The organism is Ruminococcus sp. YRD2003 (assembly GCA_900109435.1).
In the GTDB taxonomy this organism is placed as follows: Bacteria; Bacillota; Clostridia; order Oscillospirales; family Ruminococcaceae; genus Ruminococcus; species Ruminococcus flavefaciens_G.
Map to the genome: position 1 here is coordinate 169,223 of FNZT01000006.1, position 19,017 is coordinate 188,239.

General features: G+C 51.8%; 9 protein-coding genes. All 9 read left to right on the forward strand.

The features are described 5' to 3' along the window. Positions 1–28 precede the first annotated feature (28 nt). The 9 genes from BMX22_RS06055 (at position 29) to BMX22_RS06095 (ending at position 19,015) form a co-directional block, all read left to right on the forward strand. The gene (locus tag BMX22_RS06055) at positions 29–2,227 is read left to right on the forward strand and encodes a SpoIIE family protein phosphatase (protein ID WP_074741581.1); all 2,199 of its coding nucleotides are present in this window, start codon (positions 29–31) and stop codon (positions 2,225–2,227) included. 196 nt (positions 2,228–2,423) lie between these two features. After that, positions 2,424–4,397, forward strand: a complete 1,974-nt coding sequence (glgB, locus tag BMX22_RS06060) for a 1,4-alpha-glucan branching protein GlgB (RefSeq protein ID WP_074741582.1) — start codon at positions 2,424–2,426, stop codon at positions 4,395–4,397. Between the two features lie 21 nt (positions 4,398–4,418). Beyond that, complete coding sequence (locus tag BMX22_RS06065) at positions 4,419–5,645, forward strand: glucose-1-phosphate adenylyltransferase (protein ID WP_143055483.1); 1,227 nt, start codon at positions 4,419–4,421, stop codon at positions 5,643–5,645. 14 nt (positions 5,646–5,659) lie between these two features. Beyond that, positions 5,660–6,784: a glucose-1-phosphate adenylyltransferase subunit GlgD gene (gene glgD, locus BMX22_RS06070; RefSeq protein ID WP_074741584.1), complete on the forward strand. Its 1,125-nt coding sequence runs from the start codon at positions 5,660–5,662 to the stop codon at positions 6,782–6,784. Between the two features lie 18 nt (positions 6,785–6,802). Beyond that, the gene (gene glgA / locus BMX22_RS06075; RefSeq protein ID WP_074741585.1) at positions 6,803–8,224 is read left to right on the forward strand and encodes a glycogen synthase GlgA; all 1,422 of its coding nucleotides are present in this window, start codon (positions 6,803–6,805) and stop codon (positions 8,222–8,224) included. Between the two features lie 382 nt (positions 8,225–8,606). Beyond that, a complete protein-coding gene (locus tag BMX22_RS06080; protein WP_074741586.1) occupies positions 8,607–12,536 on the forward strand; it encodes a carbohydrate binding domain-containing protein in 3,930 nt (1,309 codons plus the stop codon). 412 nt (positions 12,537–12,948) lie between these two features. Next, positions 12,949–17,601 (forward strand): S8 family serine peptidase, encoded by a 4,653-nt coding sequence (locus BMX22_RS06085; RefSeq protein WP_074741587.1) that lies wholly within the window; start codon positions 12,949–12,951, stop codon positions 17,599–17,601. A gap of 24 nt (positions 17,602–17,625) precedes the next feature. Next, entirely contained in the window at positions 17,626–18,423 is a 798-nt protein-coding gene (locus BMX22_RS06090) for an HAD-IIB family hydrolase (protein WP_074741588.1), read from the forward strand. A gap of 55 nt (positions 18,424–18,478) precedes the next feature. After that, the gene (locus BMX22_RS06095; protein WP_074741589.1) at positions 18,479–19,015 is read left to right on the forward strand and encodes a cysteine hydrolase family protein; all 537 of its coding nucleotides are present in this window, start codon (positions 18,479–18,481) and stop codon (positions 19,013–19,015) included. The last annotated feature ends 2 nt before the right edge of the window (positions 19,016–19,017 follow it).

Here is a 19,017-nt window from a genome sequence, read left to right on the forward strand (position 1 = left end):
TGCAATTATGATTCGGAGTGTGATACATATGAAAAAGCTATCGGACACAATGCGCCTCACCGCAGTCAGGACTGCCGCCTCGCTCCTGCTCTCTTTTGCAGGCGGCTTCGTTTTCTCCGGGACTGCCCTCGCGGGGGCAGCTTCATTTGCGGACATCTCACTCGCAGGCGCACTTGGGCTCCCCTACGCAGCGGCAGCTCTCGCAGGCGCCATAATACGCGGTGTTTCGACGGATTCCGTAGGTAAGGGCATAGTTAAGACTGCGGCTATGGCATTTATCGTGATCGCCAAACTCTTCTCGGGCACACGGAGCTCTCCACTGCGCTGCGGCATGATCACCGCGGTATGCGTAATGCTCTCGGGGATGTCGGTTTCCGCTCTCATCGGAGAGCTCCCGCAAAAGCTCATTTTCTACGGCTTCTATGCCGCCGTTGCAGGGTTCGCTTCTTACTGCGGAGCTGAGCTGCTGAACAGTCTCAGGCACGAAAAAGTCATATCATTATCGGGGATTTCAGGCGGGTGTTATGCCGTGATATATATAGTGTACACAGCCTCGCTTTATTCGCTCGGTATCCCTGCTGTGAATGCGGGGGCTGTGCTCGGAATAGCCGTAACCGTTCTCGCCGCCTATACATACGGCAGCGCAGGAGGCGCTATATGCGGTGCTATGACGGCATTCGCGGCTGCACTCGTCTCGCCGCGTGAGTGCATAGCCGCTGCTGTATTCCCCGCCGCAGGTCTTTTCGCGGGTCATGTCAGAAAGGGAAAACCGCTCATTACGGCGCTTATTTTTGCGGCTCTCTGCTACTCCCTGAGCGTCCTCACAGGCGCTCCGCGCGACGGCTCGGATATCACTCTCAGCGTACTTATCGGAACAGGTTTGTTCGTCGCTGCTGCGCCGTATTTTTCGGACAAATGGCTCTCGACAGAGCCGACTTCCGACCATGGCGCGATTGCCTCGGATAACTGCCGCATCACCTTTCTCTCGGACGTTATCGACGCTGTCCGCTGCGATGCGGTGAAGCTGTCTGCGGCTCTGAGCGCGGCTGAATCCGACTGCCGTCACGACTCTCCCGAGGTCTGCACGAGCTGCTCACGCGGGAGTACCTGCCGCCGTTTCGATGCAGAAGCCGCCGACGAGTTAACGCCCGATATACCGCAGTCATGCGTCCGAAAGCGCGAGCTTGAAGAGGAGCTTGAGCAGCTGCGTGAAATGCGTATCGCCGACCGTCTGCTGCGCCTCCGCCGCTCACGCGACCGAAGCCTCCTGAGCGAACAGATGAAGCTGACGGGAGAGATACTCCGCGCCGCTGCGACCGAGCACAGTTTTCGTCCGTCGGGACGGACTGCCGCAAAGATCATTGAGCAGCTCTCCTCACACGGCATCGCTCCGCTGCGCGCTTCAGCGTGGTATAACGCCGCGAACAGGCTCACAGTCGAGCTCTACTACAGCGCCGAGAACGTCGGGCTGAGCAGTTCCCGCATTCGTGACCTCATAGCCGACGGTCTCGGTCTCGAACTCACTGCCGCCGCCCCTGTATGCTCCGCAGACGAGCTCCGCCTCTGCTTCTACGAAAAGCCCGAATACACGGTCGAGGTCTACTCTGCGTCAGTCTGCGCGGAGGGAGCTGAGGTCAGCGGTGACAGCTCGTCCGTATTCACCGATGGCGGCGGAATATGCTATATCACGCTTTCCGACGGCATGGGCACAGGGAAGAGTGCCGCTGTCGACTCGCATACGGTGACAGCTCTGTTCCGTCGTCTTGTATGCGGAGGAATGGACTGCGTCACTGCCGTAAAAATGGTCAACTCGGTAATGGTCGGGAAGTCGCGCGATGAATCCTTCGCGACCTTCGACGCCCTCCGTTTCGACCCAGATACCCACACGCTGACGATAATGAAATCAGGAGCCGCACCTACACTCATAAAGCACGGAAACGACGTGATAAAGGTATCTGCGCCGACATTCCCCGTCGGGATAAACGAGGCGGCGGAGGTCTACACAGCCGAACACGAGACCGAGGAAGGAGACATGGTCGTAGCTTTCTCGGACGGCATAAGCGAGAATGAGTTCCCGTTTATCCGAGAGCTGCTTTCGGGTGACGGCGACATAAAGGAGATCGTCCGCGAAACAGCGGTCAAAGCTGCGGCTTTTGCGAGAGCTCCGCATACGGATGATGTCACTGTAATAGGAGTAAAAATTTTAAGAAATAAACAATGTATATAAAAATTTGATAGAGATATACTCCGTGTGTGCAAATTCACAACGAAATACTTCTCAACAGCTGATATCGTGTGGCAAAGCGCACAAAAGAATAGGGGTAAATTTATCGTATTAACTGAAATTTTATGCTGATTTACGAAAATGCTTGAATAATTACGCCGATTCTGATAAAATGTATATTAGCAAAGGAGGCTGAATTATGTCTGTTAATAACAATAATCCCAACGATTTTCCGCTCTATCTGTTCTATCAGGGCAAGAACTGCGAAGCCTGGAAGTTTTTCGGCGTTCACAGCAGAAAAAGAGGCAGAGGCAAATCCTATACGTTCAGAGTTTGGGCTCCTAATGCTGTAAGTGTTTCTGTTGTCGGCGATTTCAACAGCTGGGACAGAAGCAAGAATCCCTGCAAACTCATTGCGGACGGCATCTGGGAGGCAGAGATCTCACGACTCAAACAGTTCGATACTTACAAGTACAGCATAGAGACCAAGGACGGCAGGACCATTCTGAAGGCTGACCCGTATGCAGCTCACTTCGAGACCCGCCCGGGAACTGCCTCCAAGATATACGAAAGCACGTTCGAGTGGAAGGACAGCGATTGGTACGCCGCAAAAGCTTCCACCAGCATATACAAGAGCCCCGTCAACGTCTACGAAGTACATCTCAGCTCGTGGAAGAACTACGGCGGCGATGTCTACATGAATTATACCGACTTCGCGAAGGAGATAATCCCCTACCTCAAGAAGATGTCATATACCCACGTCGAATTCATGCCGCTCACCGAGTACCCATACGACGGTTCGTGGGGATATCAGGTCACAGGCTACTTCGCTCCTACTTCACGATACGGAACTCCCGACGATTTCCGCGCAATGATAGAGGCTTTCCACGACGCAGGCATAGGCGTTATACTCGACTGGGTACCTGCTCACTTTCCGAAGGATGAGGCGGGTCTGTACGAGTTCGACGGCACCTGCTGCTACGAATACACCGATGAACGCAAGAAAGAGCACAAGGCATGGGGCACGCGGGTCTTCGACTATGGCAAGGCTGAGGTATGCTCGTTCCTGATTTCAAGCGCAAACTACTGGTTCACCGAGTTCCATATCGACGGTCTGCGCGTGGACGCTGTAGCTTCGATGCTCTACCTCGACTATGACCGCCGCGACGGCGAATGGGCTGCAAATATCAACGGTGGCAATGAGAACCTCGAGGCTGTTGCCTTCCTGAAGCGTCTAAATGAGGCTGTCTTCTCGAAGCACCCCGACGCTCTCATGATAGCCGAAGAATCCACCGCTTGGCCTCTCGTTACGAAGCCCACCGACATCGGAGGTCTCGGCTTCAACTTCAAGTGGAACATGGGCTGGATGAACGATATGCTCAGCTATATGAGCCTCGACCCGATATACCGCTCGTTCAACCACGACAAGCTCACTTTCTCATTCTTCTACGCTTTCTCCGAGAACTACATCCTTCCTATCTCCCACGACGAGGTAGTATACGGAAAGTGCTCGATGATAAACAAGATGCCCGGCGAGTATGAGCAAAAATTCGCATCATACCGCGCTTTCCTCGCCTATATGATGGCTCACCCCGGCAAGAAGCTCCTCTTCATGGGACAGGAATTCGGTCAGATGAACGAGTGGAACTACAAGGGACAGCTCGACTGGAACCTGCTCGACTTCGACTCTCACCGCAGCCTCCTGAAGTTCAATGAGAAGCTCAATAAATTCTACATCGAAAACGCGCCTCTGTGGCAGAACGATGACTCGTGGGGCGGATTCAGCTGGATATCCAATGACGACTACAAGCAGAGCGTCATCGCGTTCAGACGTATCGACGACAACGGTGAGGAGATATTGGCTGTATGCAACTTCGTTCCCGTTGAGCGCCGCGATTACCGCATAGGTGTTCCCGCCAAGGGCACGTACAAGGTCGTGTTCAACTCGGATGCTACCGAATTCGGCGGCGCAGGGCTCTCCGAGAAGTCATACAAGTCTGAGGCGGTAGGTATGCACGGATTCGACGACAGCATATCGCTCACGCTCGCTCCGCTCTCAGTCATGTACCTCAAAGCTTCTCCCGCAAGGAAGAGGGCTGAGAAGTCATCGACGGCAGCAAAGAAAACAAAAGCTCCTGCAAAGAGGAAAAAAACCTCAGCAGCTGACAAATAATACAGACACTGGAGGAATATTATGTACACTAAGAAAAAAGTCGTAGCCATGCTGCTTGCAGGCGGTCAGGGAAGCAGGCTTTATGCGCTGACCAAGAACGTCGCAAAGCCCGCAGTTCCCTACGGCGGAAAATACCGCCTGATAGACTTCCCGCTATCCAACTGCACCAATTCGGGCATTGATACAGTCGGCGTACTCACACAGTACCAGCCGCTCGTGCTCAACGAGTACATCGGCAACGGTCAGCCGTGGGACCTTGACAAGCTCAACGGAGGCGTTCACGTTCTGCCGCCGTATGAGACTCAGGCAGGCGCCTCATGGTACGAGGGAACGGCTAACGCCATCTACCAGAATATGCGCTTCATTGAGAGATATGACCCCGAGTATGTAGTCGTCCTCGGCGGCGACCACATCTACAAAATGGACTACTCGAAAATGGTGGACTTCCATATCGCAAATGATGCTGACTGCACTATCTCCGTCATTGACGTCCCGCTCGCTGAGGCTTCGCGCTTCGGTATAATGATATGCGACGAGCAGAATAAGGTCATCGACTTCGTAGAGAAGCCCAAAGAGCCCAAGTCTACGCTCGCGTCTATGGGAATCTATGTATTCAGCTGGGACAAGCTGAAAAAATACCTCATAGAGAACGAAGAGGACGCAAACGCAAAGCGCGAGCGCGGCGAGGCATGGTCAAAGGACTTTGGCAAGGACATCATTACTTCAATGCTCCGCGACGGTCAGAGACTCTTCGCATATGAGTTCGAGGGCTACTGGAAGGACGTGGGAACTCTCGATTCTCTCTGGGAGGCTAATATGGACCTTCTCAGCCCGAGCGTACCGCTCGACCTCTACGACAAGAGCTGGAAGATATACTCGCGCAGCAGCTACAGTCCGCCGCAATATGTCGGCGATAATGCCAACATCGAAAACTCTATGATAGCAGAGGGAAGCTCCGTGGACGGCTCAGTCGACTTCTCTATCCTCTTTGCGGGCGTTACCGTTGAAGAGGGCGCTACCGTCAACTACAGCATAATCATGCCCGGCACGGTCATCAAGTCCGGCGCAGTGGTAGAGTATGCCATAGTCGGAAGCGACTGCGTGATAGAAAGCAACGCTCATATAGGCAAGAGCCCCGAGCAGGTTGAAAACAGGGACGACTGGGGCATCGCAGTCGTCGGACATAACGTAACGGTATCTGACGGCAAAAACGTTGAGCCCAAGCAGATCATCGGAGAGAACATCTGATCGGAGGAATCATAATGAGCAGTGTAAATTATAATGTTTTGGGTCTTATCTTCGCGAGTATGCATGACTCCTACGTCAGCGAGCTCACGAAGCAGAGAACTATGGGTTCTATACCCTTTGGCGGACGCTATCGCCTGATAGACTTCCCGCTTTCCAACTTCGTTAATTCAGGTGTGTCCGAGGTCGGTGTCATCACGAAGTCGAACTACGGCTCGCTCCTCGACCACCTCGGTTCAGGACGTGACTGGGACCTCTCACGTAAGAAGGGCGGCCTTCACCTCCTGCCTCCGTACAGCCAGACAGGCGGAATTTACAAGGGCAGGCTCGACGCTCTCAGCAATATATGGGGCTTTGTTGAGCATTCCAACGCAAAGTACGTTATACTCTCGAACTGCGATGTGGTCGCGACTATCGACTTCACCCCCGTGCTCAAACAGCACAAGGAGACTGAGGCTGACATCACCCTCATCTACAGCAAGGGCTTCTACGACAGCGAGAAGAACAACTGCGCTACTATACTCGAATTCAACGAGGACAACACCCTCGGCGGCGTACTCGTTGACCCGATGATATCCGGCGAGTGCAACCAGTGGCTCGATATGATGATAGTCACCAAGGACTTCCTGAAGAAAATAGTTTCCGACGCCGCGAGCCGTAATCTCTACAGCTTCACGCGCGAGATACTCCAGAACAGCTCCAACGACTACCGCATTCTCGGCTACGAGCACAAGGACTTCTTCGTACGCATAGACGGCGTGCAGAATTACTACCTCGCAAACAGGATGCTCCTCCAAAAGGAGAAGAGAGATGCGCTCTTCAGGACAGGTCAGCCCGTCTACACCAAGATAGGCGACAACGCTCCCGTGAAGTACGGTCTCGAATCAAGCATAAAGGATTCGCTCATTGCAGACGGCTGCGTCATCGAGGGTACAGTCGAGAACTCTATCCTCTTCCGCGGTGTAAAGGTCGGCAAGGGCGCAGTCATCAGAGATTCAGTCATCATGCAGGGCACCAAGATAGGCAGCAATTGCAGCATATCCTCCGTGATCACTGACAAGAACGTCGAGATAAGCGATGACAAGGTGCTCACTGGCTCTGAGACATACCCGCTCTATATAGGCAAAAACGGTAAGATCTAAGGATTTGGTGGTTCACGTATGAAAATACTATTTGCTGCCAGCGAGGCTGTACCGTATGCAGCCTCGGGCGGTCTCGCCGATGTTGTCGGCTCTCTCCCCAAGGCAATAAGCGCCAAGGGGCACGAGTGCGCGGTGGTGATCCCGCTGTATCAGTCAATTAAACCCGAACTTCGCGGAGATATGGAGTTCGTCACCAATATCACCGTTGACGTATCGTGGCGTAAACAGTACTGCGGTATTTATACTGCCGAACGCGACGGAGTTACCTATTTCTTCATCGACAACGAATACTACTTCCAGAGAGTAGGACTGTACGGTTTCTACGACGACTGCGAACGATTCGTATTCTTCGACCGCGCTGTGCTTGAAATGCTGAAGTATATCAGCTTCAAGCCCGACATAATCAATTGCAACGACTGGCAGACCGCGCTGATACCCGTATACTATCAGATATACTACAAGTATCAGCAGGGCTATGACAAGATAAAGACCGTGTTTACCATACACAATATCGAATATCAGGGCAAATACGGCAAGGAGGTACTCAGTGAGGTCATGGGTATCCCCTCATACAATACAGGGCTTCTCGAGTATGACGGCTACATCAATATGCTCAAGGGCGCACTCGAGACCTCAGATAAGCTCATCACCGTTTCCCCAAGCTATGCATGGGAGATACTCGACCCGTGGTATGCTCACGGACTCGACCGCATTCTCGTCACCAAGCAGTACAAGCTTCAGGGCATTATGAACGGTATCGACACCAAGCTCTACGACCCTGCACATGACCCGTGCATTGCGTGGCGCTACACGTCCGATGAGCTCTCGGGAAAGGTCAAATGCAAGGCGGAGCTCCTCAGCGAGCTCGGTATGAACGATAACGGCGAACCTCTCATCGGTATCGTTACGCGTTTCGTCCGCCACAAGGGCATCGACCTCATCCGCTGTGTTTTCGAGGAGATAGTCAGAAGCGGTGTAAAATTCGCAGTCCTCGGAAGCGGCGAGAAAATGTACGAAGATTTCTTCCTTGAAATGGCTCGGCGCTATCCCGAGAGAGTTTCGGTGAACGTAGGATTTATCCCCGAGCTCTCCCATAAGATATACGCCGGCGCGGATATGTTCCTCATGCCGTCTCAGAGCGAGCCGTGCGGTCTGGCTCAGATGATAGCCATGCGCTACGGAACTATCCCCATCGTACGTGAGACAGGCGGTCTGCGCGACTCTGTCCGCGACAACGGCGGTGAAAACGGCAACGGCTTCACTTTCAAGACATACAATGCGTTCGATATGCTCGATGCGGTATGGCGAGCCAAACGCGACTACTACGACTCCGACCGCTGGGAAGCTCTTGTCAAGCGGGCAATGAGCTGTGATTTCAGCTGGTCGTCGTCAGCCGATACCTATATCGAGACCTTCGAGGATATGATAAAAGAGCAGTAAGTTTAAAACTTGTCTGCACAAAAAGCACTATTTAAGGCTCTCCGCAAGGGGAGCCTTATTTTTTTGTCAGCTTGTACGTACAAATATAAATTTGTACGAATGGTAAATTGTTGACATTAACAGTTTGCATCGCGAACCATTAATTGCGGTCTGCAAACCGCCTGTTTTACGGTTTCACGTGGCAAATCAATCAGATATTGCGATGAATTTGCTAAAAAAATGGACTTGTCATAAATCCATTTTTTCACAAAAAAGTGAACTCGATATTCAAAAATTACACCATTTCTTCGTTTTTTCGGTTGTCAAATGCGCAAAAGATATGTACAATAAAATTAATAGAATATTAACATTTTACAAGTGACTATTTATAGGAGGGTTAATCATGAATGTATTAAAACGTATCCTGTCGGGCGCAGTCCTCTCAGCTGTTGCCGCGACATACGTCGGCACTGTCATGCCCCAGATAAAAAATGACGTTGTTTCTCTCGAGGCTTCCGCTGCGGGTACTGTGAACAACCCTATCATCTGGGCAGACGTTCCCGATGACGACATCATCCGCGTAGGCGATACTTATTATATGGTAAGCACCACCATGTACTTCAGCCCTGGCGCTCCCATTATGAAGTCCAAGGACCTCGCCAACTGGGAAATATGCAATTACGTTTTTGACACATATGCCAACGGCGACGTGCAGAACCTCGCAAACGGCAAGCACGACTATTCTCACGGACAGTGGGCAACCAGCCTCCGATACAACGAGAAGAAGAAAAAGTTCTACGCATTCTTCGGAAGCTATGGCTCGGGCAAGTCGTACATCTGCTCAACGGATGACATTGAGAACGGCGAGTGGTCACGCGTTGAACTCAACGGTATGTACCACGACGCTTCCATCCTCTTCGATGACGACGGAAGGAACTACCTCGTTTCGGGTGCAGGCGGTACCTGCAGCATCAAGGAGTTCAACTCCGATATGACAGGCTGGAAGTCGGGCGGACTTGAGAAGCAGCTCTTCAAGACCAACTTCAATAACCTCGCAGGCGAGGGCTGGCATATCCAGAAAATCAACGGCTGGTACTACATCTTCGGTATCGCATGGCCTTCGGGTCACGGACGTCTCGAGTTCGTGTACCGCTCAAAGAGCCTCACAGGCAACTGGGAAAGCAAAACTATCCTTGACTCAGGTCTGGGTACCTACGGAAGCGGATGCGCTCAGGGCGGTATCGTTGATACTCCCGACGGAAAATGGTACGGTCTCCTGTTCCAGGACCACGGCGCTGTTGGACGTATCCCCGTCCTCGTTCCCGTTAATTGGCAGAATGACTGGCCGATGATGGGCGTTAACGGCAAGGCTCCGATAACTCTCGACCTCGGCACGAACAAGGGTACTGATGTCGCAGGCGATGACAGCTTTGACTACAGTTCCAACGACCTGGCTCTTGAGTGGTCGTGGAACCACAATCCCGACAACACCGCTTGGTCGGTAACAGAGCGTCCCGGCTGGCTCCGTCTCAAGAACAAGCACACTGCTACCCATCTGCTCAACGCCCGCAATACGCTGACAATGCGTACAGAGGGCCCTGCTTGCAGCAGCTATATCAAGCTCGACACGAAGAATATGAAGCCCGGCGACTATGCTGGTCTTTCAGCGTTCCAGCTCAAGTACGGCTGTATCGGCGTTCACGTAAACGACGACGGCTCCAAGAAGATATATATGTCTGTGAATACAGGAAACGATGTTCCGTCATCATCCAACAAGATAGTTGCTGAACAGAACCTCAACGGCGACGAGATTTACGTAAAGGTAGATTTCAAGTTCGCTAACATTAACAGCGACGGAAGCTCCTCCAACAACATAGACAAGGCTAACTTCTACTACTCATACGACGGTCAGAACTGGACAAAGCTCGGTCAGGAACTCTCAATGACCTACGACCTCAAGCTCTTCACAGGCTACCGCAGCGGTATCTACAGTTATGCTACAAAGACCACAGGCGGCTATGCTGATATCGACTTCTTTGAGTACGACCGCCAGATGTATAACGGCTGCGACGGCAGCAAGGTCCTCAGCGGTGCTCCCGTTGTTATAGAGCCCGATGAAAACGGCTACTTCTTCCACAATACATTCGAGGAAAGTGCAGAGTCATGGACAGGCAGAGGCTCGGCTTCCGTTGAGGCAAGCAGCAAGAGCAAGTACGAGGGCAGCAAGGCTCTCTACTGCTCGGGCAGAGAATCTGCATGGAACGGTGCTTCTCGCACACTCAATAACAAGGCATTCAAGCCCGGCGAGGAGTACAGCTTCAGCGTCGATGTAATGTACGACGAGGGAAGCTCCGATTCACAGCTCTTCTACCTCACTCTCCAGTACACAGACCCCAGCGGCGAGACCGTTTACGATAAGATCGCTAAGAGCGAGGTCGCAAAGGGTGAGTGGGTACAGCTCGCAAATACTAACTACAAGATGCCTGAGGGCTCAGGCTATCAGTTCTATGTCGAGACAGACGAAGGAACAGACAGCTTCTACCTCGACGAGGCTATCGGCGGCGTTGCAGGCACAAAGATCGACGGTCCCGCACCTGTTACTACGACAACAACTATTACTACGACAACTACGACAACGACAACGACTGCTACGGCTCAGCAGACTACTACTACAGCTGCTCCGTCTTCAAAAACTGTGTACGGCGACGCTAACAAGGATACAAAGGTCTCGGTAGCTGACGCAGTTGCTATCCTCCAGTATGTCGCAAACAAGGATAAGTACAACCTCGACGCACAGGCTCTCGACAATGCTGACGTTTATATGAGAGGCGACGGCGTTACCGCAAGAGACGCGCTGTCAATACAAAAGCTCGATGCAGGTATCATCAGCGAGCTTCCCGAGAGCTACAAAGAAGGCGGCAGCGTTACGACTGCACAGACTGAAGAGGTAACGACGACATCAACAACCACCACAACTACAACAACTACCACAACTACTCCTCCCGCCCCTTCTATTGACCCTCAGAACGAATCGTTCGAGTCAGGCAACAGCAACTGGGAAGGCAGAGGCGGCGCTAACATCTCATCTGAGAAAAACCATTACTACTCAGGCAGTAATTCAGTTAAGGTATCAGGCAGGTCCGCCGCTTGGAACGGTCTGAACACAACACTCGGCAGTGACTTCAAGGCAGGCGGCACATACAGCTTTTCAGCAGCAGTTATGCAGCCCACGGACTCCGCTCAGGAAATGAAGCTCCAGCTCCAGTATACAGACGCTTCCGGCGAGACCGCATACGATAACATCGCAAAGGCTAATGTCAACAGCAAGGAGTGGACAAAGCTCGAGAATACTGCTTACACTATCCCCGAAGGCGCTACAGACCTCGTATTCTACATTGAGTCTACAGAGGGCACATTCGCTTTCTACGTCGACGACGTTCAGTTCGCAGCAGAGGGCACAAAGTCTTCCGTTACTACCGGCGGCGGTACAGTCGGCGAGATAGCAGTGAGCAACTTCGATTACGACGCTGCCCTCAAGTACAAGGCTGCTCCCGACAGCTACTTCAAACAACCCGCTAACCACGGTACTGTTGTCAAGGAAAACTACAACGGCATCAACGGCAACAAGAATATGTACGTTTACCTTCCTTACGGCTATGACAGCTCCAAGAAGTACAACGTATTCTACCTCATGCACGGCGGCGGAGAAAGCGAGGAAACTTGCTTCAACGACAATAACATCAACATCGACATCATGCTCGATAACATGATAGCAAACGGCGATATAGAGCCTATGATAGTTGTAACTCCTACATTCAACAAGGCTCCGAGCGCTGACGGCGTTTGGGAGGAAATGCGCAAGAGCATTATCCCTTACGTTGAAGGAAAATACTCCACCTATGCGGAGAACACCACCGAAGCAGGTCTCAGAGCTTCAAGATATCACCGTGCTTACGGCGGCTTCTCGATGGGCGGCGGCTCTACATGGGCTAACTTCAACAATAACCTCGATATCATCGCATACTTCATGCCCCTGTCAGGTCACTGCTGGGACGGCGCAGGCAAGGTCATAAATTCAGCTAAAAGCTCAGGATTCAAGAAGGACGAGTATTTCGTACTCGCTGCTACAGGTACCGAGGACATCGCATACGGCAACATGGTACCGATGATAAATGAACTCAAAAAGAATACAGATGTATTCACATACACATCTGACTTCTCACAGGGCAACCTCTACTTCCTCGAAGCTCGCGGCAATGTACACTGGTGGCCTCAGGTACGTCATTACATCTATGACGCACTCCCCTACTTCTTCCACGAACATCAGGAATAAGCTTTTTACCTCTCCCAGGGGACGTTCTTCGGAACGTCCCTTTTTTTGCGGAAGTTTGCTGCTATTCCCGCATAATTGCGTTATTAGGAGAAATCCTGCTGGCTGTCTCACGGCACATCCAAAAAAAACGGAAGAGCATCCCGCGCAGCTTGCTATTATCATAATAATATGTTATTAGCGGGGAGCCCCCGCTGGCGGTTTCGCGGCATACCTAAAAAAAACGGAAGAGCATCCCGCGCAGCTTGCTATTATCTGAATAATATGATATTAGCGGGGAGCCCCCGCTGGCGGTTTCGCGGCATACCTAAAAAAAAAAACGGAAGAACATCCCGCGCGGCTTGCTATTATCTGAATAATATGTTATTATTATATCATCGTATTCCTTATCACAACAATTCAGAGGTGATCATACATGAAACACAATATCAAATACAGACTTCTCTCCGCAGCGGCAGCTGCTGCTCTGGGCTGCTCGCTCTGCTCAAACGCTGTACAGGCTCTCGCAGATGAATCCGCTCTGCAAGCCATCAGCTATACCGACAGCGAACTCGTCGATGTTATCGTCAAGGTCAGCGGTGATGCCGTGCTCGCTGCTCCCGAGGCAAGCGGTCAGGGGGCTGACTACATTGAAACAGACGCTGCTCAGTCTGCTGAGGAAAGGCTCTGTGCCGTACAGGACAAGGCGGAAGAGCATATCCGCAGGCTCTATCCCGAGCTGAAGATAAAGCACCGCTTTACGCTTACGGCTAACGGCTTCTCCTGCACCTTGCCCGAACCGCTTATCTCCGAGATAGAAAGCGACCCGCTCATCAAACGCGTTGTGAAAGTAAAGTCCGACATTGCCGCAGAGCCGCAGCTCGCGACTGCAAGGGAGCTCGGCGGCATTACCGACTACTGCAATAATACCGACTGCACAGGCGAGGGTGAGGTCATCGCTGTTATCGACACGGAATTCAACACCTCTCACGATATGTTCGCACCGCTCGAAGGCAAGGATATAAAAATAGGCTCGGAGAACGTAAACGAGATATGCAGCAAGGGCGGATTTTCGTCAGATGTCGATGCGGATAAGGCATACCTCAGCAGCAAGGTGCCCTTCGCCTATGACTACAGCGACAGCACGCCATACACCCTCGACGCACGCGACCATTACCACGGTACACACGTCAGCGGCATAGCGGCAGGCAACCGAATAACCGACTCCAACGGCAATGAGATATCAGGTGTCGCACCTGATGCGCAACTCCTGATGATGAAGGTCTACGGCGGAGACGGCGGCATTTTCACCGTTACCGATGAAGCTGTAGCTGCCGCTATCGAGGACGCTGTGAAGCTGAAGGCTGATGTTATAAATATGAGCTTCGGACGCGTGTATGAGTACTATGACCTGCTATTCTATGCTGACTCAATAGAAGCCGCCGCCAATGCGGGCATCATGCTCTGCGCTTCGGCAGGCAACGTCTCCAACGACCGCTTCGGCTATGGGAACAACCTGAGTCCCGAAAACGTCGATACAGGCAATATCAGTGAGCCGTCTATCTTCCCGCAGGTGTTCTCCGTCGCATCGGCTGATAACACCGTCTCTTCCACGAATTATCTGAAAGCAGGGAATCTGGAGCTCGGATACTGCGAATGCGGCTCGACATACTGCAGCGAAGTGCTCTCCGACAAGGAATACCCTATCGCTTTCATTGATGAGGACAAGCTCCCGTATATCACGAGCGAAACTGTTGGCGGAAAGGTTGCCGTGTATTCGGGAAGCAGTGAAAACTACCTCTTTCTTGACAAGATGTGCCTCGATTACGGAGCAGCGGGTATAATCATTGCTGATGACTCATGCGACGGCAAGTACGAATCCTTCCTCTATACAACATCATTTCCCGTGGCAGTCATTACCCGAGCAGACTGCGCAGCTCTACGTGAAAGCGGGGCAAAAACCGTTGCATTTGACAGCGAAGCTGTTCCCGACCGCTTCACTCAGGTCATAAGCGCTTACAGCTCCTACGGTGTAGGTACCTCGCTTGACCTCAAACCCGAAATAATGGGCATTGGCGGCAATGTGCTCTCTGCCGGCTACAATAACAAGCTGAGCCGTATGTCGGGTACATCCATGGCTTCTCCGTATATCGCAGGCTGCGCGGCTCTGTACGACCAGCAGATGAAAAAGCAGAACGTGAACCTCTATGGGGAGAAAAGAACTCAAAGAATTAAAAATGTACTCATGAACTCCGCTGTCCCCTACTCCGAAGACGGTATTCCCATGAGCCCCAGACGTCAGGGAGCGGGTCTTGTCGCACTCGACAAGGCGGTCAACGATAAGGTCATCATGACGGGAGTTTCAGGCAAGGCGGCTATAGAGCTGCACGACGGGCTCGGTGACAAATTCAGCTTTGAGCTGAACATCACCAATATCAGCTCCGAGGATGTGACATTTACAGGCTCAAATATCACCCTCACTACCGACGGCAGCAAGCAGTACGAATCCACGGATAAGGAAGTGATATCGGGGCAGACACTGTTTGCCGCCGATAATGACCTCGACACGGATATTACTGTACCCGCGGGAAAAACCGTCACCAAAACCGTGACCGTCAAACTTCCCCCGGAACAGATCGCCTCTATCGGCAGCGTGTTCACGAACGGCTTCTTCGTCGAGGGCTATATCTCGCTCTTCAACGCGAAAAACTGCTGCGATATATCTATCCCCCTGATCGGATTCTGCGGAGACTGGTGCAAGGTACCGACCATTGATACGGACAGATATCCCCTCCTCCCAAAGGTCAGCATGGGCTACAATGAGATGCGCACGGATATAAGCTTCGCTAAAACGGCGGCAATGCTCAAAGATATAGTTAGCAATGATATATACCTGCTCAGCCTCGATCCCGACCGCCCCGATACATACCCCGAATCATACGAATACTCATTCACGAATGAACAAAAAGCACAGTTCGCGCAGCTCTGCGACGGAGTGACCTATTTCTCCCCGAACAATGATGTTTTCGGCGATTACGTCGGGTGCTACTACGTTCCCTCACGCGAAGCCTCATTTACAGGAATAGATCTTTACGACAGCGACGGAAAGCTGTTGTATGCGACCAATGATGATGCACACAACAGCTTTGAAACCAAGCTCGCGCTCCTGTCCGCTGATGCCTATTCACTCCCCGACGGCAGATACTCCGGCAGGATAGACTCATATATCCGCTATGGAGACAGCAAGAACAAGAAGCAAAGCTGCTCCGTAGAGCTGGCGATAGATACGATGCCTCCCGTGGTCGAATATGAGGAAGTCACCGAGGGAGGCAGAAAATATCTGAGACTGAAGGCAAATGACCCGTCCCTCGACGGAATATACATATTCGGTTCAAAAATAGGTCCTGTGACCGAAGACAGCATGGCTGCATTCAATGCACTCGGTCTCACGCAAAGAACGCTCAGCAACTGCTCGCTCCTTGAAACAGACGAAAGGATATTCACCAACTATCCCGCTATCTCAACACCATCAGAACTCACCGACTTCCAGACCATACTCACGGGTCTCATAAAGCCGAATAACTGCAAATTCTGCGATATTATCCCCGCAGAGCCCGATGAGAACGGCGATTTCTTCATTAATTATGATATAACAAATCTGCTTGATTACAGCGTTGCGGTCGTTGACCGTGCCCTCAACGAGTACAGCTTCCGCTCGGAATCATCGGGTCACCCAACACTGTTCACAGAGGGCGTGTGGAAGGGCATCAGCGATTCTTATGACGTGTTCTACGAGTTCAGAGACGACGGCAGTATAATACTGTCGAGCACGGATGATAAAAGCCGATATGAAGCAAGCTACACTCTCGAAGGAAATACGTTTATATACAAACAGCAGTACAATGAACGTCCTATTAAAGCATCTATAAGGTGGAGCGGCCCGTACACCGCATTTCTCGAATGGGAGGACGGCAGAAGCGAAACGCTCATGTATCAGATCAACAGCACAACTCTTGACGAGTTCAATTACTTTTCCGATGAGGAGCTTATTGAACTCGCACGCCGCTATTACGCCAGTCTGCACGGCTTCACGCCCGAATTTGCGCGTTTTGTGTTTAGCCCCGAGGACACCTCCATCTCCATCTATGTCTACGACTATAAGGACAGCAATCCCGATACACACGATGTTTACACTGTCAGCCGCGAAACTGCTGTGGGCGTCAATATCACAGGCGAGCCCGTCGACCTGAATGAGGTCGCGCGCCCCGACAAGATAGGTGTGTGGAGCGCATATACTCCGACCGTTGACTACGGTATGCCGCGTTATTTCTGCTTCACCGAATTCAGCGGAGATAAGGGAAAGGGCGTGTATGCCTATCAGTCCGACGGCATAGAACACGAATTTGAATGTGAATTCCAAGATAAAATGATAGTGTTCTCCTTCGATTCCTATGAGGACACAGGGGATGCTTCAAATTCAGCGATAATCAGCCCGATTTCCGCAAATGAGATAGGGCTCGTGTGGGACAACGGATTCTACGAGATACTGAAATATCACTACACCACCTTCGAGATAAGCGAAATCGGCTTCATGACAAACGAAAAGCTCATAGAGCTCGCACGGAAAAACTTCATAGGAACGACCGGCCGCACTCCCGCCAAAATCACGGTCGCATACAACGGCGAGGAAAATACCGCCTTAATAATGATATTCGAGAAAGATGCTACTGAAGGCGAGCAATGGACTGAGACATACACCGTAGATGTAATAACGGGCAAGGGACACAATTCCGACGGCATCAAGATAGACCTTATTGACAGCCATCAAGATGATCACGAGCTCGGAGACGTCAACGGCGACGGTAAAACAGACGCAAAGGATTCATCGGAGATACTCGTGCATTACTCAAAGATGTCCACGGGTACAGAGGGCGAACTCTCCTACGCCCAACAACAAGCGGCAGACGTCAACGGAGACGGCAGAATAGACGCAAAGGACGCCTCTGCGATACTCGGCTATTATTCCTACATCTCCACGGGAGGCACGGAAAGTCTCCGCGATCACCTATTCACTGCCCCCAAAGGCTAAACAATTACGAAAGGCAGATATCCATTGCAGAACATCATTTTCTTTGACATCGACGGCACCCTCATCACCGAGGATGCACGTCACCTGATCCCCGACAGCACCCGCAAAGCTGTCACGCTCGCACGCGAAAGCGGCTGTCTCACATTCATAAACACGGGACGTACTGCGTTCAATGTGCTTCCACAGGTGCGGGAGCTTGGATTCGACGGGCTCATCTGCGGCTGCGGTACGTATATCGAATACCGCGGTGAAGTCCTGCTGTACAACAGGCTCACGCAGGAGCACTGCCGCAGAATTGCCAAGTTACTCCGCGAATGCAGGGTAACTCCTGTATACGAACACAAGGACGGCTACTTCTTCGACAGGCTCGCGCCGCGCAATGCCGACCTTGAGGACTTCCTCGTCAGCTTTGTCGAGGAAGGGATAGACGTCAGCAGGCAGGTAACTTCACCCGAGTTCATCTTCGACAAGTTCGTGATATGGGAGAATCCCGACTCCGATATGGAGCGCTTCCGCCGCGAGATAGGCTGTGACTACGAGATGATAGACCGCGGTCACGGCTTCTGGGAGAATGTTCCGCGCGGATTCTCGAAAGCTACAGCTATGGACTTCATACTCGATAAGCTCGGCATACCGCGCGATAACGCCTACGCTATAGGTGACAGCATGAACGACCTCCCGATGCTGCAAGCCGTTGAACACAGTATAGCTATGGGCGGTGCGGAGGCCATCTACCCTTATGTCTCGTACATCACCTCTCCTATTGAAGAGGACGGGATATACAATGCGCTTTTGCATTTCGGACTCATTCGTCCTGATTGACAAACAGGTACAAAAGTGATATACTTTAACCATGATTAATCAAGGAGGTACGCATATGAAAGCACTCATAGTCATAGATATGCAGAACGATTTCACCACAGGTGTTCTCGGTAATCCGCAAACGGCTGCTGTTATTGAGAATGTTGCAGATATGATAAAGAGATTCCGCAAAAACGAACCCGACGGTCTCGTCATTGCTACGCTTGATACACATTTTGAAAATTACTCCGAGACACAGGAGGGCAGGAATCTGCCCGTCCCGCACTGTATCAAGGGTTCGGAGGGCTGGAAGATAGTCCCCGAAGTAAAAAAAGCGCTCGGAGAGAAATGTAAATACGCGGAGAAACTCACATTCGGCTGCTATGACCTCCCCGACATCATCGGCAGAGACACTCGGGTCGATGAGTTCATCGTTATCGGCGTATGCACCGATATCTGCGTCATCTCAAACGTTATGATACTCAAAGCCGCCTATCCCGAGGTGCCCGTAAGAGTCATTGCAGACTGCTGCGCGGGAGTATCCCCCGAAAGCCACGAAAATGCGCTCTCGGCAATGAAGGTTTGCCAAGTTTGCGTTGAAGATAAATACTGATA